General features: G+C 55.8%; 20 protein-coding genes and 2 pseudogenes. 6 read left to right on the top strand and 16 right to left on the bottom strand.

What is annotated here, in order from left to right; translation table 11 throughout:
* Nucleotides 1–8: 8 nt before the first annotated feature.
* Nucleotides 9–1,880 carry a bifunctional sugar phosphate isomerase/epimerase/4-hydroxyphenylpyruvate dioxygenase family protein gene (locus DSD30_RS10080; RefSeq protein WP_114009485.1) on the top strand — a complete coding sequence of 624 codons (1,872 nt, stop codon included), beginning with the start codon at nucleotides 9–11 and terminating at the stop codon, nucleotides 1,878–1,880.
* Between the two features lie 250 nt (nucleotides 1,881–2,130).
* Here DSD30_RS10080 and DSD30_RS10075 read toward each other — a convergent pair.
* A pseudogene (locus tag DSD30_RS10075) lies at nucleotides 2,131–2,982 on the bottom strand (glutamate synthase-related protein).
* Nucleotides 2,983–3,128: 146 nt separating this feature from the next.
* Between DSD30_RS10075 and DSD30_RS22020 the strand changes: the two are divergent.
* Together DSD30_RS22020 and DSD30_RS22015 are read left to right on the top strand one after the other, a co-directional pair.
* Nucleotides 3,129–3,498 (top strand): annotated as a pseudogene (locus DSD30_RS22020) (transposase); the annotation flags it as partial.
* Nucleotides 3,493–3,777, top strand: coding sequence for an IS3 family transposase (locus tag DSD30_RS22015; RefSeq protein WP_425359457.1), 285 nt, complete (start codon nucleotides 3,493–3,495; stop codon nucleotides 3,775–3,777). The pseudogene DSD30_RS22020 and the gene DSD30_RS22015, both read left to right, overlap by 6 nt.
* A gap of 364 nt (nucleotides 3,778–4,141) precedes the next feature.
* Here the strand turns inward: DSD30_RS22015 and DSD30_RS10055 are convergent, their stop codons facing one another.
* The 9 genes from DSD30_RS10055 to DSD30_RS10015 form a co-directional block, all read right to left on the bottom strand.
* Nucleotides 4,142–4,588, bottom strand: coding sequence for an EF-hand domain-containing protein (locus tag DSD30_RS10055; protein ID WP_171021905.1), 447 nt, complete (start codon nucleotides 4,586–4,588; stop codon nucleotides 4,142–4,144).
* Between the two features lie 103 nt (nucleotides 4,589–4,691).
* The gene (locus DSD30_RS10050; RefSeq protein WP_114009480.1) at nucleotides 4,692–6,023 is read right to left on the bottom strand and encodes a sensor histidine kinase; all 1,332 of its coding nucleotides are present in this window, start codon (nucleotides 6,021–6,023) and stop codon (nucleotides 4,692–4,694) included.
* Complete coding sequence (locus tag DSD30_RS10045; RefSeq protein WP_114009479.1) at nucleotides 6,020–6,688, bottom strand: response regulator transcription factor; 669 nt, start codon at nucleotides 6,686–6,688, stop codon at nucleotides 6,020–6,022. The genes DSD30_RS10050 and DSD30_RS10045 overlap by 4 nt, the downstream gene beginning before the upstream one ends.
* A 180-nt stretch (nucleotides 6,689–6,868) precedes the next feature.
* Nucleotides 6,869–7,930, bottom strand: a complete 1,062-nt coding sequence (locus DSD30_RS10040) for an ABC transporter ATP-binding protein (RefSeq protein ID WP_114009478.1) — start codon at nucleotides 7,928–7,930, stop codon at nucleotides 6,869–6,871.
* Nucleotides 7,931–7,934: 4 nt separating this feature from the next.
* Complete coding sequence (locus tag DSD30_RS10035) at nucleotides 7,935–8,780, bottom strand: carbohydrate ABC transporter permease (protein WP_114009477.1); 846 nt, start codon at nucleotides 8,778–8,780, stop codon at nucleotides 7,935–7,937.
* A 1-nt stretch (nucleotide 8,781) separates the two neighbouring features.
* Nucleotides 8,782–9,768: a carbohydrate ABC transporter permease gene (locus DSD30_RS10030; protein WP_114009476.1), complete on the bottom strand. Its 987-nt coding sequence runs from the start codon at nucleotides 9,766–9,768 to the stop codon at nucleotides 8,782–8,784.
* On the bottom strand, nucleotides 9,765–11,030 hold the full coding sequence (locus DSD30_RS10025) for an ABC transporter substrate-binding protein (RefSeq protein ID WP_114009475.1): 1,266 nt from the start codon (nucleotides 11,028–11,030) through the stop codon (nucleotides 9,765–9,767). The genes DSD30_RS10030 and DSD30_RS10025 overlap by 4 nt, the downstream gene beginning before the upstream one ends.
* Nucleotides 11,031–11,103: 73 nt before the next feature.
* Entirely contained in the window at nucleotides 11,104–12,282 is a 1,179-nt protein-coding gene (locus DSD30_RS10020; protein WP_114009474.1) for an aminotransferase class I/II-fold pyridoxal phosphate-dependent enzyme, read from the bottom strand.
* Nucleotides 12,275–13,075, bottom strand: coding sequence for a FadR/GntR family transcriptional regulator (locus DSD30_RS10015; protein ID WP_198662891.1), 801 nt, complete (start codon nucleotides 13,073–13,075; stop codon nucleotides 12,275–12,277). The genes DSD30_RS10020 and DSD30_RS10015 overlap by 8 nt, the downstream gene beginning before the upstream one ends.
* Nucleotides 13,076–13,153: 78 nt before the next feature.
* On the opposite strand from DSD30_RS10015, the gene DSD30_RS21520 reads away from it, so the two are divergent.
* On the top strand, nucleotides 13,154–13,312 hold the full coding sequence (locus DSD30_RS21520) for a hypothetical protein (RefSeq protein ID WP_157967640.1): 159 nt from the start codon (nucleotides 13,154–13,156) through the stop codon (nucleotides 13,310–13,312).
* Nucleotides 13,313–13,328: 16 nt separating this feature from the next.
* Here the strand turns inward: DSD30_RS21520 and DSD30_RS10010 are convergent, their stop codons facing one another.
* Together DSD30_RS10010 and kdsB are read right to left on the bottom strand one after the other, a co-directional pair.
* Entirely contained in the window at nucleotides 13,329–13,934 is a 606-nt protein-coding gene (locus tag DSD30_RS10010) for a histidine phosphatase family protein (RefSeq protein ID WP_114009473.1), read from the bottom strand.
* Nucleotides 13,931–14,713 (bottom strand): 3-deoxy-manno-octulosonate cytidylyltransferase, encoded by a 783-nt coding sequence (gene kdsB, locus DSD30_RS10005; protein WP_114009706.1) that lies wholly within the window; start codon nucleotides 14,711–14,713, stop codon nucleotides 13,931–13,933. The genes DSD30_RS10010 and kdsB overlap by 4 nt, the downstream gene beginning before the upstream one ends.
* Before the next feature lie 410 nt (nucleotides 14,714–15,123).
* Here kdsB and DSD30_RS10000 point away from each other — a divergent pair, with 410 nt between their 5' ends.
* Nucleotides 15,124–15,789: an HAD-IA family hydrolase gene (locus DSD30_RS10000; protein WP_114009472.1), complete on the top strand. Its 666-nt coding sequence runs from the start codon at nucleotides 15,124–15,126 to the stop codon at nucleotides 15,787–15,789.
* 596 nt (nucleotides 15,790–16,385) lie between these two features.
* On the opposite strand, the gene DSD30_RS09995 is transcribed toward DSD30_RS10000, so the two are convergent.
* Entirely contained in the window at nucleotides 16,386–16,589 is a 204-nt protein-coding gene (locus DSD30_RS09995; protein WP_114009471.1) for a hypothetical protein, read from the bottom strand.
* Nucleotides 16,590–16,794: 205 nt separating this feature from the next.
* On the bottom strand, nucleotides 16,795–17,169 hold the full coding sequence (locus DSD30_RS09990; protein WP_157967639.1) for a hypothetical protein: 375 nt from the start codon (nucleotides 17,167–17,169) through the stop codon (nucleotides 16,795–16,797).
* Nucleotides 17,170–17,445: 276 nt separating this feature from the next.
* Here DSD30_RS09990 and ykgO point away from each other — a divergent pair, with 276 nt between their 5' ends.
* A complete protein-coding gene (gene ykgO, locus DSD30_RS09985; protein ID WP_097153051.1) occupies nucleotides 17,446–17,571 on the top strand; it encodes a type B 50S ribosomal protein L36 in 126 nt (41 codons plus the stop codon).
* A 282-nt stretch (nucleotides 17,572–17,853) separates the two neighbouring features.
* On the opposite strand, the gene pyk is transcribed toward ykgO, so the two are convergent.
* Both pyk and DSD30_RS09975 read right to left on the bottom strand, forming a co-directional pair.
* Nucleotides 17,854–19,296, bottom strand: coding sequence for a pyruvate kinase (gene pyk, locus DSD30_RS09980; protein WP_114009469.1), 1,443 nt, complete (start codon nucleotides 19,294–19,296; stop codon nucleotides 17,854–17,856).
* 10 nt (nucleotides 19,297–19,306) lie between these two features.
* Nucleotides 19,307–19,693, bottom strand: a complete 387-nt coding sequence (locus DSD30_RS09975) for a DUF1036 domain-containing protein (protein ID WP_114009468.1) — start codon at nucleotides 19,691–19,693, stop codon at nucleotides 19,307–19,309.
* Nucleotides 19,694–20,228 lie beyond the last annotated feature (535 nt).

The following is a 20,228-nucleotide window of genomic DNA, read 5'->3' as shown; positions in this document are numbered from 1 at the left end:
AATGAAAAATGAAGACTTCGATTTCCACTTTGTCCGTTGCCGATGCGTTGGAAGACAAGCTTGCTGCCTTTGCTGCGGCTGGCTTTGACAGCATTGAAATCACGGAACAGGATTTCGCGGTGCAGGGCCGCACCCCAACCGAAATCGGTCAGATGGTCCGCGATCAGGGTTTGAGCATCCGGCTGTTCAAACCGGCGCTCGATTTTGAAGGCCTGCCCGAGGCATCACGCCGTCGGGCCTTTGACCGCATTGAACGCCGCTTCAACGCCATGGCGGAACTGGGCACTGATCTTTTGTTGATCTGTTCAGCCACCTCACCGGACTGCCTGGGTGGCGTAGACCGGATGGCCAATGATTTTACCGAACTTGGTGAACTGGCGCAAAAATACGGCATGCGAGTAGGCTATGAAGCGCTCGCATGGGGGCGCCATATCTCCGATTATCGCGATGCCTGGGAAGTGGTGCGTCGAGCCAATCATCCGGCGATCGGACTCGTGCTGGACAGCTATCACACATTGGCCAGAGGCCTCTCGTCTGAAAGCATCCGTGCCATTCCTGCGGACAAACTGTTTCATGTCCAGTTGGCCGATGCACCTGCTGTCAGCATGGATCTTCAATACAAGTCTCGCAACTTCCGCTCCTTGCCGGGAGAAGGGGATTTTCCCATTCTCGATTTCGTCAAGGCGGTCGCGGCCACCGGCTACTCGGATGGCTACGGTCTTGACTTGGTTGAGAACAAGAGCCGCGCTTCGACCCGACAATTGGCACTCGATGGCTATCGCGCGCTGATTGTCATTGCCGATGCGGCCCGAAAATCCGAACCAAGCTGTCATGTCGATCTGCCTCCCATGCCACAGAAGGCCAAGATTGAAGGCGTCGAGTTCATCGAGTTTGCGGCTGGTGATAAAGACGCCCCTTCGATGGAGGCCATGCTGTCACAATTGGGCTTCAAACCGACTGCCAAGCATATCGCCCGGAAAGTGACGCTTTGGCAGCAAAATGGCATTAATATCGTCATCAACTCCGAAACGAAGGGCTATGCCCATTCCGCCTATGTGATGCATGGCACGAGCGTCTGCGATATTGGCCTGATGGTCGGCGATGCCGAAGCCGCGACCGTGCGTTCGGAACTACTCGGGGCCAAACGGTTCATGCAGAAGCGTCATTCTGGAGAGCTCGACATTCCCGCGATGCGCGGTGTTGGTGGTTCTGTATTGCATTTCCTCGATCGACAGACCGAACTGGGCGAGGTTTGGGAGAAAGAATTTGTTCCGGTGACCGATGAAAGCAATGTTCAGCCCACCGGTCTGTTGCGCATCGATCATTTGGCGCAGGTGATGAAACAGGAAGAGCTCAACAGCTGGACCCAGTTTTACACTTCGATCTTCAATATCAACAAGGCGCCCGATGTGGGGGTGGCAGATGCGGGGGGGCTTGTGCAGTCCCGCTCCCTGCAAAATGCAGATGGCAGTTTCCGCCTGACGATGAATGGCGTCGACACCCACCGCACCTTTGCCGGACGGTTCCTGTCAGACAGCTATGGTGCATCAATGCAGCATTTTGCCTTCCTGAGTGGCAATATCATCGACACCGCTCGAAAACTGGCAGCCAATGGCTTTGAAAGCCTGGAAATCCCGGAAACCTATTATGACGAGTTGGCGACCGAATTCGAGCTGGGGCCAGAAGTGATTGAAACCTTGCGCGCGCGCAACATTTTCTATGATCAGGATGACAATGGCGGCTCTTTCCTGCAGCTTTATTCCCGACCCCATGGGGATGGTTTCTTCTTCGAGGTGGTCGAACGACGCGGCGGCTATAACGGCTATGGTGCCCGCAACGCCCCCTATCGCACAGCAGCCCTAAAACGGTTGGCGCGATGATGACCTGCGCCCATGGAAGAAGCTGACTGACGCGGAGCATCATCATATGAAACCGCTCTTCTTGGTCCAAGAAGAGCATTTGCGGCCCTTTGGAGACCTTCAGCACGGACGACTTTCAAGAAGCCTGCTTTTCCATTCCTCGCATTCGATTGAGACACAACATTTCATCAACCCATCGAGAGGTGAGGGACTAAAGCTGCTGATGCACTAAAAAAATTGAGATCAACAGCGTCCCTCAGTTCCGGGCCCTTCAATCCATCAAACTTCGTTCCAAGTTTTTGGGGGCCTCTGGCAGACCGGCCTCAAGCATCCACGCAATCTGCTCAAGTGATTTTGAAGCGCCATTCGGCTGGACCATCCGGACATGAGCCGGCCCAAGAGCCCTTGCATGCGAAACGCCACACGAATGCGCGATGACGCCGACACCTTTGTGGATCTTCTCGACGTAATTTATAACGCGAACCGATTTGTCTGCAGGATCCAGTCCTCGCTGAAGGCGTGGATTGTGAGTAGTGATGCCCGTCGGACAGGTGTTCCTGTTGCATTTGAGCGCTTGAATACAGCCCAACGCAAATATGAAACCGCGAGCTGAGTTGACAACATCGGCCCCAGCGCAATAGGCTCAGGCAACCTCAGTTGGCGTAACCAATTTGCCTGATGCGGCAACCTTGATCCGGTTGCGCAATCCGGATCGGTGTAAAGCTGCGATCAGCATTGGCAGCGATTCCTTGATCGGCAATCCCATATTGTCCATCAACGGCATTGGAGCAGCTCCAGTGCCGCCGTCGCCGCTATCGACAGTGATAAAGTCGGGAGCGGACCGTTCACCTCGATCAGCAATTATCGAGAATAACTCATCGAGCCAAGCGGTGTCACCGATGACTGTCTTGAAGCCGGTTGGCAAGCCCGTTGTCTCGCGCACGTAATCGATCATGTCGAGCAGCTCCCTAAGGCTGTTGATGTCGGTGTGCCGGTTGGGTGAGAGAGAATCCTGTCCTTCTGCAATTTCACGAACTTTTGCGATTTCAGCAGTGGCCTTGCCGCCAGGCAGAATGCCGCCTTTTCCGGGCTTGGCCCCTTGGCTGAGCTTGATTTCAATCATTCGCACTTGTGGGTGCGACGCAATTTCACGCAGTTTCTCATCAGACAGGTTTCCGTCCGAATCACGCACGCCATACTTCGTGCTCTGCGCCCTAAAAAACTCCTCCAGAATTTGGTAGAGTCCGTCCTACTTAACGGAGACGGATAATGAAGCGCACGCGATTTTCAGAAGAACGGATCATCGGAATGATCAAGGAACAGGAATCCGGGGTTCCAACCGCAGAGGTTTGTCGCAAGCACGGGATCAGCTCAGCATCCTTTTACAAATACAAGGCCAAATATGGTGGCATGGATATATCTGATGCTCGCAAGCTGAAGGCACTCGAAGAAGAGAATGCCAAGCTCAAAAAGCTTTTGGCCGAGCAGATGCTGGACAATGCGGTCCTGAAGGATATCGCTTCAAAAAATGGTGACGCCTGTCGGCAAGCGAGATGCTGTGGCTCATGCCTGTAAAGAGCATGGTGTGAGCCAGCGACGGGCGTGTGCCATTCTTCAAGTTGATCGGTCCAGTGTGCGCTACAAAAGCATTCGGGATGATGACGCAGATCTTCGAGAAGCAATCAAGGCGGTGGCGGCTAAACGCCGCCGCTTTGGGTATAGAAGGATTGCGCTCATGCTGTCCAAGCAAGGCATCCATATGAACCACAAGAAGCTCAGGCGACTTTATCGTGAAGAGAAGCTGCAGGTCCGCAAGCGCCCCTCTCGGCGGCGCTTCGCTTGCCTGCCGGGCAATGGGTGGTCGCAAACGCGCTCTGGGCACCAGAAAGCCTATTGTCGTGCCCAACCAGACAAATGAGCGGTGGTCGCTTCGATGCTTTGCTGAAATGGGCATTCAGCGCTTCATAAAGCGCATCGTCATTGATGATGCCACCGCGAGACGAGCAGACCAGTATCGCATTGGGCTTGATCTTCTCGAAAGGCAGATTTGCCACCTGCAACCACAGGTCTGTTTGAGGCTGCGGACCGGCTGCTCGATCTTGATCACTCCTCTATCCTGCTTGCTGGCCATCGTTATTGTATAGGTTCAAGCTGTTTCTTGCGCCTGATGGTTGCAGTGCTATTGAGGACACCATTTGGTGCTGCCTTAACAAGTGTGGATGTCATTGCAAACAAAAATGGGCAGGAAATACCTGCCCACTTTCAAAGCTTGCAACAAGGCTTCATTGCGCCCATCTCCGGCCCATGCCGCGACCACGCCCGTTTCGATTGCCCCAACCACGGTTTCCCCAACCTCGGTTACCCCAGTTGCGGTTGCCCATATTGCGGGCCATACCCATTCTCTGAGCGCCGGGACGGCTTGGGAGCAATGCGGTCTGGCGGGTGTTGAACTCGCTGGACGAAATCGAACCGTTTCCGTCCGTATCAAACGAGGCAAAGGATGGCGAGGTGGCCTGATTCCTCATGAAGCGCCCTTCGGCGGCGCGCGCAGCCTGTCGTTTGGAACGGATCGACGTGAATTCCTTGCTTGAAATTGAGCCGTCATTGTTCATGTCCCAAGTGGCGAAGGGCAACATTCCGCGTTGAGTCATATCGACAGCAAGCGCTGCCCCACTCGTCAAGCCAAGGGCAATGGCAGCAATTGTGATGGTTTTTGCTAGCATTTTCATGGCACATCTCCTTTTGAGTGATATCGCCATGCCTCATGTGGCAGACGACTTTATATCCCCAAGTCTAGAGCAGCATGCTGAAATGAAGCTGAAAACAATAAGGTCATTTGGCGGCGATCAGCGGCAAGGTCATGTCGACCCTGAGGCCTCCCAGTTCCTCTGACAGGTCAAAGCGCATGGTGCCCCCATAAAGGCTGACAATATCCTTGGCGATGGAAAGGCCAAGACCGGTTCCCCCGACGCTTTCATCCAATCGGACGCCGCGCATGATCAACTGATCCAGCTTTTCTTTTGGCAGTCCGGCGCCATCATCTTCAATGGTTATGCGATAGGTTTCATCAAGGGACATGCGGCAGACCACTTTTCCGTTGGCCCATTTGCAGGCATTGTCCAGAATGTTGCCAATGAGCTCGAGCAAATCCTCCCGGTCACCAAACAAGGGCATGGCACTGGCGCCGATGGCGATGATTTCGAGCTGTTTGTCTCGGTGGGTTTGTTGCATCACTCCGATGAGGTCTGGAAGGTCGCGGCCGGCATCAAACTGTTGGCCGCTGATGCCTCGGCCTGCCATACGGGCTCGCTTCAGTTCCCGCTCGATCAAAAAGTGCAGGCGCTCGGTCTGATCACGGGCTTCCTTCAGGCCCTTGCCATTCAACTGATCGCTTTCATGCAGCTGCTGGATGAGCAGATTGAGAGGACCTTTGAGTGCATGGGTCAAGTTACCCAGTGAGTTGCGCGAACGCTCCAGCCTTGTTGTCAGCAGTGCCAGCAAGTGATTGAAGCTCCTGACGAGCGGCTGGATTTCGGAAGGGACTTCTTCGCGCAGCTTGTCTCTTTTGCCTTGCTCAAGGCTCTTGATGTCCTGCCGGATGGGGTCCAGTTTCCGAAAGGATCTTCGTACCAGCCAGCTTTGCAAGACCAGAAGCGAGGCGAAGCCAAAGGCCAACAGACCGGCAAAGTTGCGCTTGAGCCTGTCGATCTGGGCGAGCATGGGCTCAAGGTCTTCGGCGACAGCCAGTGTGAACCCTTGTCCGTCCTTCTCGAACTGCTTGGCCCAGACCAGAACGGTTTGCCCGTCGGGGGTCTCTATGCGTGTGACGACTTCATCATTCGGAGCAACCTTTGGAACCTGTGGGGTCTGGTCCCACAGAGAGGGTGAGGTTATGACCCGGCCATCGGTGAAGGCGAAAACATAATAATGACCTGAATCGACCTTGTTGTAGATGTCGCTGACACCGCGCCAACGCACCCGGGTAAAGGCCGGATCAGGCTCGAGAGCGCCAATCATGCTTTGAGCGTCATGCTTGAGGCGAGACACCACAAAGTCCTCCACCAGCGTCTGAACCGATTGATTGACCACATACCAGGCCGACAGCATCAGCAGAAGCAGAATGGCCGCCAGACCGACTTGCAGTTGCCGCTCCATCGAATTCATTGGTCACCACCCTCAAAGACATAGCCTTGCCCCCTACGGGTCTGGATCCATTCGTCGCCCAGTTTGTTGCGAAGATGGCGGACATAGACCTCGATGACATTGCTGTCGCGATCAAAGTCGCGATCATAGATATGTTCGGTCAGTGTTGACTTGGAGAGGATCTTGCCTTTGTGCAGCAGGAAGTACCGCAGCAGGCGAAATTCGGTGCCGGTCAGATCGATGGTTCTGCCATCGTCCATGAGGACGCATTGCCGCTCTTCATCGAGCGACAAGCCCTTCGTGTGCAGCTCGCTATTCTGGGTGTTGTTGCTGCGCCGGATAAGGGCTTTGGTCCGCTCGAGCAGTTCCTCGAAGTGAAAGGGTTTGCCGACATAATCGTCTGCCCCGAAGCGAAATCCCTCGACACGCTCATGCCAGGCATCGCGGGCCGTCAAGAGAATGACCGGCAGCGTCAATCCGCTTTCACGCCAATTGTGCAAGATGTCGAGGCCGGGTCTTCCGGGCAATCCCAGATCGAGGATGACCAGATCATAGGCTTCTGTCTCTCCGAGATATTGGCCGTCAATGCCGTTGTCAGCATGGTCGACGACATAGCCGTTTGCTTCGAAGTCCTTTTTCAGCCGCGTTACCAGCCCCTGATCATCTTCTACCAGCAATAGTCTCATGACTGTCTGTTTCTGCGTTGGGGGAACGATTGTGTCATATCATAACGCAAATGCTGGTTCGAATGACATGCCAGATGTCGGCTTATTGTCGCAACGGGCGAGACAAGAGGATAAAGCCATGCCGTGGCTGCTGTTCGCAGCCACGGCATGGCTTTTTGGGGTGGTGGGGAAAGGGGATGTTTACGCCTCGCGCAAAAACAAAGCTTCGCCGTCAGCATTGAAATAGTGGGCCTTGGTGAGGTCCAGCTGCACCTTGACCTGTTGCCCCGATGCAAGCGAAACGTCGCCGCGCTGGCGCACCAGCATTTGTCCAATGCCGTCTGCTTCAATATAGACGTTGGTGTCCGAGCCGAGCCGCTCAGCGATGATGACTTGTCCGGTAAGCTGGTGCTCTCCGTTCTCGATGATCATAGTGTGTTCAGGTCGGATGCCGAAATGGGCGACCTTTGCACTGGCGCTTTGCTTGCTTTTTGGCAGCAGGGTTGCTTTCAGCGCATCGGGCATGGTGTCGGTGCCAACAATGTTCATGTTGGGCGAGCCGATGAACTGGGCGACAAACAGGTTGTGTGGCTGATCATAAAGCTCCATCGGCGTGCCAACCTGCTGGATATGACCTGCATTCATCACCACGATGCGGTCCGCCAGTGTCAGGGCCTCGACCTGATCGTGGGTCACATAGATCATGGTCGCATCCAGACGCTTGTGCAGTTTGGCGATTTCCAGTCGCATTTCAACGCGCAGGGCCGCATCAAGATTGGACAAGGGCTCGTCAAACAGAAAGGCCTTGGGATCGCGGACGATGGCGCGGCCCATGGCAACGCGTTGACGCTGGCCGCCAGACAGGGCTTTGGGTGTTCGGCCAAGGAGCTTGCCAAGGCCAAGGATGCCCGCTGCCTCACCGACGCGTTCTGCCCGCAAGGTCTTGTCTTCCTTTCGGATCTCCATGCTGAAGCCCATATTGCGTTCGACATCCATATGCGGATAGAGGGCATAGGACTGGAACACCATGGCAATGTCGCGTTCGCGCGGGCGCAGCTCATTGACGAGCGTGTCACCGATAAGGATGTCGCCTCCAGTGACGGTTTCAAGCCCGGCAATCATCCGCAGCAAGGTGGATTTGCCACAGCCCGACGGGCCGACAAGGACGATGAATTCGCCCTCGTCAATGTCGAGATTGATGTCATCAAGCACCGAGACAGGGCCATAGGATTTTGAGATATTCTGAAGCTGGATACGTGCCATGTCTCTAGCCTTTCACGGCGCCTGAGGTCAGGCCCTGAACCAAATAGCGTTGAATGAAGAAGAAAAAGAGGCAGCTCGGGATCAGTGCCAAGACGCCTGCGGCCATCATCTGCCCCCAGTCGACGGAGAATTTCGACACGAAGGTCATCAGCCCCACCGGGAAGGTCATGGTGTCGTTGGAATTGATCAGCATCAGCGCAAAGAGCAGCTCGCTCCAGGCGGCGGTGAAGACAAAGCCAAGGGTCGCTGCCATGCCGGGCAGGGTGAGCGGGAAGATGACCAGCCGCAGGGCCTGAAAGCGGGTGGCGCCATCGGTCATGGCCGCTTCTTCCAGATCCTGCGGGATGCCATCAAAGAAGGACTGCATCAGGAAGGTGGCAAAGGGAATGTTGAAGGCGGTGTAGGCGATGATCAGGCCGGTCAGGGTGTTGAGCAGGCCAACGGTGGCAAAAATCTTGTAGATCGGCGAGATGATCATCAATAGCGGGAACATCTGTGTCAGCAGCATCAACAGGATGATCAGATTCTTGCCGCGAAAGACAAAGCGCGAGAAGGCATAACCCGCCGCGCTGGCGACCAAAGTGGTGACGAAGGCAGTGCTCAGCGACACGGTGATGCTGTTGCGGAAATAGATCAGGAAGTCGGTCTGGGTGACGACTGAGCGGAAATTGTCGAAGGTCACCCAGCTCGGCCACAGGGCCGTGCCTTCGGTATAGATCAACTTGTCCGGGGTCAGGCCGATTTTCAAAAGCCAGTAGAGCGGGAATAGGGCAAACAGCAAATAGAGCAGGATGGCCAGATATTTGCCGCCAACAAGGAGGGGGCGCGTTGCACGGTTACGGGTGGACATGTCACACCTTCACAAGCTTTTGCCGCATGCGCAGCAGGATCATCGCATAGAGCATCATCAGCACCAAAAGCACCACGGCAATGGCCGAGGCATAGCCGAAATCGAGTTTTCGGAAGGCGGTGGTGAAGATGTAGGACGACAGGATCTGGGTGGAGTTGGCAGGTCCCCCGCTGGTCATCACATAGATGAGGTCGGCGAAATTGGCGATCCAGATCGTGCGCAGCATCACGGTGATGGCGATCATCGGTGCAAGGAAGGGCAGGGTGATCTTTGTGAAGCGCTGCCATGGGGTCGCGCCATCGATCTCGGCCGCTTCATACATGTCGGACGGGATGGATTGCAGCGCCGCCAGCATGGTGATCGCAAAGAAGGGAATGCCGAACCAGATATTGGCGACGATCGGCCCCCAGAGGGCGAGGTCCTTGTCGCCGAGAATATTGTAGGGCTCGGACAGGATGCCAAGGGCGGCCAGCCAGTGAGGAATGGGACCAATGACCGGGTTGAACAACCAGGCCCAGGTCAGTGCCGAGAGCATGGCGGGGACTGCCCATGGCAGAAAGACGAGCGCCTGAACGATCTTCTTGCCGTGGAACTTGGTGTTCAGCAGCATGGCAAGGCCAAGGCCGAGGAAAAACTGGAAGAAGACGCTATAGAGAGTCCAGCGGACGGTGTTTTTCAGCGCCAGCATGAATTTGGAATCATGCAGCAGGGCCTCGTAATTCTCAAAGCCAACCCAGCCGGTGTCAAAGGGCTTCAACAGGGCGATAGACTGGAAGGAATAGGAAATGCCGATGCTGAGCGGTACCAGAATGACCAAGCCTATGAAGATCACCGCCGGGGAGAGATAGAGGTAAGGCTCAAGCAGATAGGACAGGGACAGACCGAAGCGGCTCCCTTGCGCGGCTTTCGCCTCGTGGGCACTTCTGCGCCTGATCTTGGGCTCCCGGGGTGTCCCCGGGAGCTTGTCGTCATGCAAGGGGCGGCTCATTGATTGGCTTTCCACTTGGTATATTCTTCGTTCATATAGTCAGCCCACTGGTCGGCCATTTCCTTGGCGGTGATTTCACCAAGCAGGGCCTGCTGAGCGGTTTCAACGGCGATGGTGTCTGCGAAATAGCCGAAGCCTTCGAGTTGATGGGGCAGAACGAGGGGCACATAGTCAGCGCCATTCAGGGTCTCGAACCAACCGGCGAACTGTTCGGTCTGGAAGTAAGGGTCCTTGTCAGCGCCGGTGTGAACCGGGATGACGCCGACTTTGCGGGCCCAGACCTTGTTGTTTTCCGGATCGGACAGATGGGCCACCAACTTCCAGGCGTCGCTCTCATGCTCGGTGGTGTTGAAGATCGACCAGCCAACGAAGCCGATGGTTGGATAGGCTTTGCCATGCGGGCCGGTTGGCATCGGGATGACGGCGAAGTCAGCATTGTCCATGCGTTCCTGAACGGCGATCAACGCATCGGGATCCTGATCAAGGAAGGCGCAGGTGCCGGAATAGAAGCCGGCGACGATCTCGTTGAAGCCCCAGTTGACCGAGTCTTTTGGTGCGAGACCTTCCTGATAGATATCAATCAGCTCCTGATAGCCCTTGATGGCTTCAGGGGTGTTAAGGGTGCTTTTGCCGTCTGCGGTGAAGAAGTCGGCACTGCCATTCATGGCTGCCGCATTCATCAGCCAGCCACTGTGGCCGCCGCGGCTGCCGCGCAGGCAGTAGCCGGATTTGCCATCAAGCGCCGAGACCTTGGCCAGTGCCTCATGGAACTCTTCCATGGTTTTCGGTGGCTTGGCGACGCCTGCTTCAGCCAGCAGTTTCTTGTTGTAGAACATGGCGCGCAGATAGAAGCCATAAGGCACGGAATAGGCGGTGCCACCGGCAAGGCGAGCCATGGCCATGGTCTTGTCGGTCAGAGTGGGGCCATGCTCCCAAGCCTTGATGTGATCTTCAAGGCTTGCCAGTTTGCCAGCGCCTGCATACAGCGCCTGCCACTTGTCAGGCATTTCCACCACGTCGGGCACATCGCCACCGGCGACCATGGTTGCCAGCTTCTCGTAAGCCTGTCCCCATGGCAGGGAGACGATCTCAACGGTGACGCCGGGATTTGCGGCTTCGTAGGCGCTGACCATTTCCTTGAGGGTCTCGGTGCGGGCCGGGCTGGTAATCACTTCCACCAGCTTGAGCTGGGTGTCGGCAAACGCCGTGTTGGCCAGCAGGGCAAGGCTGGCGACGGTCAGCCCGAATACGGTTTTCTTCATCTTGTCCTCCACTTTGTAAAAACGAAAAATCAGGGAACTTCTGGATTGTCTGGATTGCTTTGGTCGGTGATGGTCAGCGGTTGCTGCGGCAGGCTGCCAAGCCCTGCTCGAAGTCGGCCCACAGATCGTTGGCGTCTTCCAGGCCGAGGCTGAGGCGAATGATCCGGTCTGAAACCTTGAAGGCTTGGAGGGAGTTGGTTGGATCTTTCTGTTTGAGGCTGATGGCGGTGGGGACCACAAGACTTTCAAAGCCACCCCAACTGACGCCAAGGCGAAACAGTTTGAGGCTGTCGACCAGTGTGCGGATGTCGCCCTCTGGAGCAATTTCGACGGACAACAGGCCCGAGCGACCTTCCAGACCGGGCACTGAGCCCGCAGCGGGGGAATGGACCGCGCGGATCATTGGGTGAGCAGTAAGCTTTTCGACAAACAGATTGGCGGTGGCTTGATGGGCCTGCATGCGGATCGGCAGGGTGCGCAGACCACGGGTCAAGAGCCACGCTTCAAACGGCGCCAGTTTGCCGCCGAGCAGCGTCAGGCTCATGGTGCGGATGGCTGCGATATGCTCTGCACTGGCGATCACAACGCCAGCCACCACATCGGAATGGCCAGAAATATATTTCGACGCTGAATGAAGGACGATATCGATACCCAACTCGATCGGGCGCTGGAAGACCGGGGTGGCCCAACTGTTGTCGATGACGGTGATGGCTCCATGGTTGCGGGCATGGGCGGCAACCTTTGGCAGATCCATCGCCTGCATCATCATGCTGTTGGGGCTTTCAAGATAGGCGAGTTTGGCGCCCGCCATCAGATCAGGATTGTTTTCCATCTCTTCAATGGAATGGTAACTGGTCTCAACGCCGAATGGCCGCAGCATTTTTTCGAACAGCCGGAAACTGTCCGGATAAACATGTTCGATGCAAACCACCCGGTCTCCGGGCTTGAGGAAGGCGAGAAGCGTCGAAGAAATGGCCGCCATGCCCGAGGAAAAGGCAACAGCTGCTTCACCATTTTCCGCATCGGCCATGAGCGTTTCAAAGGCAGTGACCGTTTCGTTGGAAACGCGCGTATAGATGGGGTGGTTGCTGTTGCCGGACACCGTGTCTTCAAAGTCCTGAAAACTCTCAAAGCCAAACAGCGAGCTTTGATAGATTGGCGGTGCAATGGTGCCGGTCGCATCCGCGTGTGGGCGGTTGAGCCGCGTGGCCAGTGCCAGAGTGTTGGTCTCGTCCTGAAGCGTCTTATTCATTGAGCCTTATGGCGACCTCGTCTTCTACTATGGAGAGGATTTTCCGCAAGATGGCTTCTGCCTGATCCGCATCCTGATTGATGACGGCATCTGCCAGATTGCGGTGCAGGGGTATGCTGGAATCAGCCATTTGCGGTTGATCGAAGGGGGCTTCATAGGTCTCTTCAAAAGCCTCATGAAGCTGCAAGATGAGTTGACCGAACAGCGGATTGCCGCTCGCATCATGAATGGCGGCGTGGAAGCGCTTGTCAGCGGCATGCCAGTTTTCGCCCGCTTCGAAAATTGCCATAAGCTCCTCGCATCGGGCATTGATGATGCGTTTGTCCTTGTCAGTGGCATTCTGACAGGCAAGGCGGGTGGCTTCGATCTCGAGCGGCATACGCACCTGATGGGTCCGCATCAATCCGGCGGCCTCCACCTTGACGGTTAGGGGGAAGTTCATCGAACGCTGGGAAATGTCGGCCGACAGGCGCGTGCCTGCGCCCTTGTTGCGCACCACGATGCCCATCCGCTGCCAAGCCATCAAGGCTTCGCGGATGGTGGAGCGCCCAACCCCCAGAGACTGCGCCAGTTCTGTTTCTGATGGGAGGCGGTCACCAGCCTGCAAGCCCGACGCTTCGATGATCTCCACCAGTGCGTCGAGAATGTCCTGAACCCGGCTCGAGCTGCGGCTTTCACCCGACAAAGTCAGGCGGCGCTTCTTGGCTTCGCGAATGACGGTCTCGCGGGATGCCTGCTCAAGTTGCTTGTCGGTGGCGTCGCTCATCGGGGTGTCAGATCGTTGGTTGCTCATGGGTGCTCCTGATATTGAAACAACTATGTCAGACAATGTAAAGGATTATATCAGACATAATTTGAAAGAATGACGGGAATGGCTGATTTTCTGCGCGACAAATCGGCCGATTCTGTTGATTTTGTCGGACATAGTGGCCAAGAGGTGGCCGCTTGGCAATGTGGAGATCTGCTCAATCAAAGGGCTGTTTTGCAACAAAAAGCCCCCTGCAAGCTCTTGCAGAGGGCTGCTTGTTGATCGGGCATGGGGTGGATCAGACCAACGAACGGGTGTTCCAAAGAGCGACCGTTCCGTTCTCGATCACACAGATATGGCCGGTGCCGACCTTGGCCTCTTCGGCTTTTATGCAGTAAGTGGGAGCAGCCATGCGCAGGATGCCATTGCTGGTAACAATGATGGCGGTGGCGTCCGGGCCATGTTGTTCTTCGATGCTGGCGATCATGGCATTCCAACCATTGAGAATGGCTTCGGGGCTTGGGGTCCAGCCATAGCCTTCGGGCCATAGGCTGCTCTTTTGCCAGCCGTCAATGTCCCTGTCGCCATGGGCTTTGCGGATGTCGTCGTTGGATCGACCTTCCCACGCGCCATAATCGATTTCGCACAGGGCGTCATCGACCTGTGGCTCCAGATCGAGCCAGCCTGCTGTCTCGGCCATGATGCTGGCGGTCTGGCGGGTGCGTTTGAGCGGGCCACAAACAACGCAATCAGGGCGGATCGCGGCGGCCTTCATGGCCTCGCCAACCTCTTTGGCCTGAGCGCGACCTTTTTCAACGAGATCGAGATCAGAGCGTGCCCCGACCCAGACGACCTTGTCGTCGGGACCAAAGGTGTTGCCGTGTCTGACAAGGATCAGTTTCATGCCACCAACTCGCCTTCCTGTTTGATGATGTCTTCAACAATCTTGACGTCGTCGGGCGCATCGACCGAGGCATGGGTGCGCCCCAGATAGTCGACCGTGACGATGCGCACTGTCATGCCATTTTCCAGCGCTCGCAATTGCTCGAGCCCTTCGGTCAATTCCAGCGGCGAGGGGGCAAGATTGACATAACGCTCAAGTGCCTCGCGGCGATAGCCATAAAGCCCGATATGGCGATAGACCGATGTGTGACCGGCTGCGCGGATATAGGGCAGGATCATTTTGGAGAAATAGAGCGCATTGCGGTTGGCATCGAACACCACGGTGGTGCCACTGGCGGGATTGGCCTTTTTGCTCTCCACAAGGTTTGCCAGCATGGTGTCATCCAGCACGGTCGCCGGGGTGACAATGTCGAAATCACCTTCCCCCTTTGCAAATTCATCGATCATCGCCTGCAGCACCCATGGCGGGGTGAGGACCGCGTCGCCCTGAAAATTGAGGATGGCCTCTTCGGTGATGTTGGCAGCTTCCAGCGTGGCAAAGGAGCGTTCCGAGCCATTGCGACAGCTTTCCGGGGTCAGGACGGCTTCGGCGCCAAAGCTCATGGCGTGTTTGATGATGCGTTCATCCTCGGTGCTGATGACGACACGGGAGCAGCCCGTCGTTGCCTTGGCGATCCGCCAGATCCGCTCGAGCATGCTGGTGCCAAGGATCGGTAACATCGGTTTGCCGGGCAGGCGGCTGGATCCATAGCGCGCTGGGATGATGATGGCGGTGGACATGGCTGCATTCCTTTCCAGATATCGGCCGCGGGCTTCCGGGCGGTGATGCCGTGGCTTCACTTTGGCGCCAGATATGGCACGAATGGCAGCCAAGTGCGACCCAAAAACGCGTCTATTCTGATTGCTGGTGTGGTGTGCCTATTGGGCTCCCTTTGCGACCCGTCGGTCGTGGGTGGTCAAGGAAAAGCCCCGATGAAGGCGCGCTTGGTGCATTGCTGTTGTTGATAGGCGGACGATCTCCGTGCGGGCATGATGACGTCGCTCCGGGCAATCTGCAAAGCCGTTATGCACTTGAAATTTTGCCTTTCCCCTCCACCAAGCGGGTGGTAAGCAGAAGCGCACCGGGTGGCCCTTAGATGTTGGTGCACTGACCGAGTGTCCGGGCCGGTTTCTGCTTTAACGAGGTATCCATGTCCCATTCCCTGCTGCTTGACGCCTGTCTGTTTGATCTTGATGGGACATTGATTGATTCCACTCCGCCGGTCGTCCGCTGCTGGAGTGCATTGCTTGAGCGTCATGATCTGGATCCGGCAATCTATCTTGCCAAAATTCACGGTCGTCCGGCGCACGAATCCATTCGGGATCTGCTGTCAGGCAAGGATGAGGCTATCATTGAAGAAGAGATCCGGTGGTTGCAACATATGGAAAGCACCGATGTGGAGGGCATTGTTGCTCTTGACGGGGCGCTTGACTTTATCGCCGAGCTTGATCGCCTGTCAGTGCCCTGGACAATCGTAACATCAGGCTCGGTGCCGGTTGCCGGTGCACGGATCCGGGCCGCAGGCATCCCCACGCCCGCGCGTATGATCACCTCCGATGACATCACCAACGGCAAGCCAAACCCTGAACCGTTCCTGAAAGGGGCGGATCTGGTTGGTCTGGCGCCAGAACAGTGCGTTGTGTTCGAGGATGCCGCAGCCGGGATCACAGCCGGGCTGGCGGCCGGAGCGCAAGTGATTGGCATCACTGCAACGCAAACCGCGCATGTTCCTGCCGGTATTCCCGCCATTGCAAGCTATCGGCTTCTGTCCATCGCTCCAAGCGGTGGACGGTTTGCGTTGACGATCGCGCGCTGACCGAAAAACGCGTCAGGTGCCATCGATTCGCAACAAGCCGCTCGATGGTCGCTTTTCCCTGAAGTGATGGGCCGGGCGGTGGATAAGAAAATCGGCAGGTTTGCCTTTTTCAGGGGATTTTTCCCTGAGGGCGGGCATTCCCTTGGTGCGCTGCCGGTGACAATTGGTATGCCAATTGCGACAAATAAGTGCAGTGGTTGAAAGGTGTCGTCTCAGCGGTTGCAGTTTTGATTATGAAATGATAAAAATACCACTGCTTTGGGGGATCGGGGGACTCTCCAAAAGCGGACTGGCCTACAGGGGGGTATATCTTACATTTTCTCTTCAAAAGGCTGGTGATTGCCGCTGACGGTTCTGCCCTGCAGAATGGCATGTTTGCGCGGTCAGTTTTGTGTTGCAAGTCTGATCCGCCTGTCAAATTGGCAATCGGTGTCGTGAACCGTCAAGGTTCATGGCAATGAGAAGCGCCATAGATCAATCGGCCCTTTGGTCGGATGATCTATGGCTCTTTTTTTTGGCTCATTTTTTGAGTGTCAGGTCACATTTTTCCCGCTTCACTTGTCCCCGCTTCATTTGTCAGTGTCTTTGGAGACGCCTCACGGAGAGGTTTCGCTTAGTCTTGCACGCAATCGGGCACGGGTTTGATCGGAAAAGCGATATTCCGTTCGATCCGCATGATCGATCAACAGGGCAAGGGATTGGTCGAGATTGCCAACCAGCAAGGTTGCGCTGAGGTCGCGTCCGAGTTGGATGAGGGAGGGGTCTGTGGTCCGGGTTTGGGAACTTGGCTGGTTGTTCACGATTCAACCTTGTTGCTTGATAATGCAATTACTGATTGCAATCTATCATGCTCCAGTGAGAAGTGCGAGACCTTTAGGCACTCTTTTGGGATACCATTTCGCCAATCCAGTCGATTGCTTACGCATATAGGGCACGCCCCGCCTCCTGGCGGGAAGCGGGTGTGTGGATAAGGCATGCTGGTATGTTGTTTGCGGACGTCGCTTGTCAGGCGACGATTTCCCATTTCACGTTGCCCGCGGAATTGGGATTGGCCTGGTTGATGCGACCAATCAGTTTGTCCTGATGGTCGAGAGAGACCAAGAGGCGCGTGCCTGCGCGGCCTGAAACAACAACGAGATCCTCAGTCTTTGAGGGTGTTTTGCGCGTCAGGATGACTGAGGGCGCGTGGCCTTGATGTTCGGCCTCCTCGAATTGTCGCATTTCGACATGGACGACAATTGTCTTGTTGACCCACTTCATGTCCACAAGCACTGTTTCTTTATGATGCCAGTTTAAATCTGCTGACCCGCCAAAAGCCATAGTGCATTCACCCCTTGCAACCTTGAGACCTTTTGGAAAAGCGTATTTAAATGCGGCCAACCTGTCGAGCTTTTTCGAAAGAATCGCTCCTAAGGGATGATCTGTTGATCAAAGGCTGGGTTGTTGTGGACTGGGACGGGGATGACCGTGTGATTCCGTTGTTAAGATGCAAATGCTGGCCATGGGGGCGTGATAATTATGAAAAGATCGCGTGAATCTTGCGATTCAAGGTCATTTGCTAGTTGACAAGCCGTGTCTCTGGCCGTAGTTTCCGCTTCGAATTTTGCGCGCCTCGGCGCGCTTTTTGTTTCGAATAAATGGCCGAGGCTTGGGACAATGAAAATCAAGAATTCTCTGAAAGCACTTGCCAAGCGTCACCGTGACAACCGCATGGTTCGCCGCAAGGGTCGCGTATATATCATCAACAAGAAGAATCCTCGCTTTAAAGCTCGTCAGGGCTAAGTCAGGTTTCTTGATTGCATGAACATAAGGCGCGCAGGAGTGTAGCTCACGCGCGTTTTTTGTATAGATTGGCAATGGATGGCGCAAGGCGCTGGATAAAGTCAATCTGTTTCATACGCAAAGCAGAAGACAGAAAAAGGCCGGTTCCTCAGGGAACCGGCCTTTTTGTTGTTTGATTTGATCCAAGTGCTTTGGCCAGGTGCCTGCCCCTGAACAAAAAACGCGACAGACATCGGATGATATCTGTCGCGTTTGAATTTTTATTGTGGGTCGTGGTGCGCTTTAAATGCCGCCCAGACCGTCGCTGCCGACAAAGGCGATGCGCAGCATGTTGGTTGCACCCGGGGTGCCCAGAGGGACACCGGCGGTGATGATAACGCGCTGACCGGGCTTGGCGAAACCTTCCTGATAGGAGGTGGAGCAGGCGCGGTCGACCATTTCATCCAGAGTGCCGGAATCTTCAGACACGATGCAGTGCAGGCCCCAGACGAGGGACAAGCGACGCGCGGTGGCGTTGATCGGGCTCATGGTGATGATTGGCGTCTGTGGGCGCTCACGGGCCGCTCTGAGGCCGGTGGTGCCTGAAGAGGTGTAACAGACGATGTTGGCCAGCTTCAGCGTCTCGGCGATCTGACGGGTTGCAGCAGAGATGGCATCGGCACCGGTTGCTTCGGGTTCGGCGCGCTGCGCGTAGATGATGTTGGAATAGTAAGGGTCTTTTTCGACCTGCTCGGCAATCCGGTTCATCATGGCAACCGCTTCCTGCGGATATTCACCGGCAGCGGATTCGGCGGACAGCATGATCGCGTCGGCGCCTTCGAACACTGCTGTGGCGACGTCAGACGCCTCGGCGCGTGTTGGCATTGGCGACGTGATCATTGATTCAAGCATCTGGGTGGCAACCACCACCGGCTTGCCGGCCTGTCGAGCGGCTCGGGTGATCTGCTTCTGAACGCCGGGGACCTGTTCCAGCGGCATTTCAACGCCAAGGTCACCACGGGCCACCATGATCGCGTCGGACAGCTCAATGATCTCGGCCAGATGTTTGACGGCCTGCGGCTTTTCGATTTTCGACAGGATGCCGGTCCGGCCACGGGACAGTTTGCGCACTTCGGCGACATCTTCGGGACGCTGCACGAAGGACAGGGCAATCCAGTCGACATCGGCATTGACGGCGGCTTCCAGATCGGCACGGTCCTTGTCGGTCAGGGCCGAGAAGGAGAGGGTGGAATCGGGGAAGCTGATGCCCTTGCGGTCAGAGATTGGGCCGCCGGTGACGACTTCGGTGTGGATGGCGTCGGCTGCGGTGCCGATGGTGCGCAGGCGAACCTTGCCATCGTCAAGCAGAAGCATGTCACCTTCCTTGACCGAGCCAAAAATTTCCGGATGGGGCAATTGGACGCGATGGACGTCGCCGGGCTCATCCTTCATGTCGAGGGTGAAGTTGGCACCATTTTTGAGGCGCACTTTGGTCTCGGCGAATTTGCCAAGACGCAGTTTGGGGCCCTGAAGGTCAGCCAGAATGCCAATCGGGCGGCCGACTTCTTTTTCGACAGAGCGAATTTTTGCGACGCGCTCGCGCATTTCGTCATGGGACGAGTGGCTCATATTGATGCGGAATACATCCGCACCCGCCAGGAACAGAGCCTTGATCTGTTCCTCTTTATCTGAAGCCGGGCCCAAGGTGGCCAGGATCTTGACCTTCCGATTGCGTCTTACAGTCACGGTTTTTTTCCTATTCTTGATCGGTCAATTGGACCGTATAATCCTGCTTCCCGGCCGTATCGATTTCGAAAAAGCCGGTGCGCTCAAATCCCCTCGCGACACATTCGTGCGTGCCCTTGATCTTGAATTCAAGATCCTGTGTGCACATGAATGCCTCGCCGTTCCACTGTCCGCCCTTGTCATAATCGATGGCATGGATCAGATAGCGATTGTTTACAAGCACGCCCTTGAGGACAGTCTCGCACTTGCTCTGGTCAATGTTCCACCAGCCCTCACTGATCCATTCGCCCTTCATCTTATATCCGATGGCCAGACCGATCGTGCTGCTGGTCTTGTTGCATACACGAAGGTCGGCTGCCGCCTGAAGACTGCTTGCCAGCAGCATCAGACCTGCCATGGTGCATGTCCGGATATGGGTCTTTACCAAGGTGTTGGTCGCAGGAGCTGTTGTCTTTTTTGAAACAATCATTGGGCTCAATATCATCTTGAAGCTGTTCGTAAGCCGCCTTTTGTTTCGCGTCTTGCGCCCGTAATGTCAATGCAGGAACTCTACAATAGTCGAAGACTGTGCGTTAAAGGGGATCAAACATTCCCCATTTTGTGCGGTTTTCAACTGACCGGGGTAATCTGTACCAACTTCTGCACCACAGTTTGAGAGACGCTGTGCATGGGTGGGCTGACTGACCGGATGGATATTCTAGGGCTTCTGACTGACATGGGCCTGTTTAGCGACTGTGCTTGACGGCTGTGTGACGGGATATGATCGGCGATCAGTTGGGCGAAAAAGCGGCTGTCATACGGGTTCCTCACAGGATCTGTGCACGAGGCGTCAAATGGGGGATCGGAAGGCAGATTGGCCTTGTTGCTGCCATCACCTTCGATATGATGCGGGCTTTCTCGCGCTCGCGATCAATCGGTGGGCGAATGACAGG

Source organism: Cohaesibacter intestini, assembly GCF_003324485.1.
GTDB lineage: Bacteria > Pseudomonadota > Alphaproteobacteria > Rhizobiales > Cohaesibacteraceae > Cohaesibacter > Cohaesibacter intestini.
Note: the sequence above shows the minus strand (reverse complement) of the source record. Positions and strands in the feature narration are given on the sequence as shown.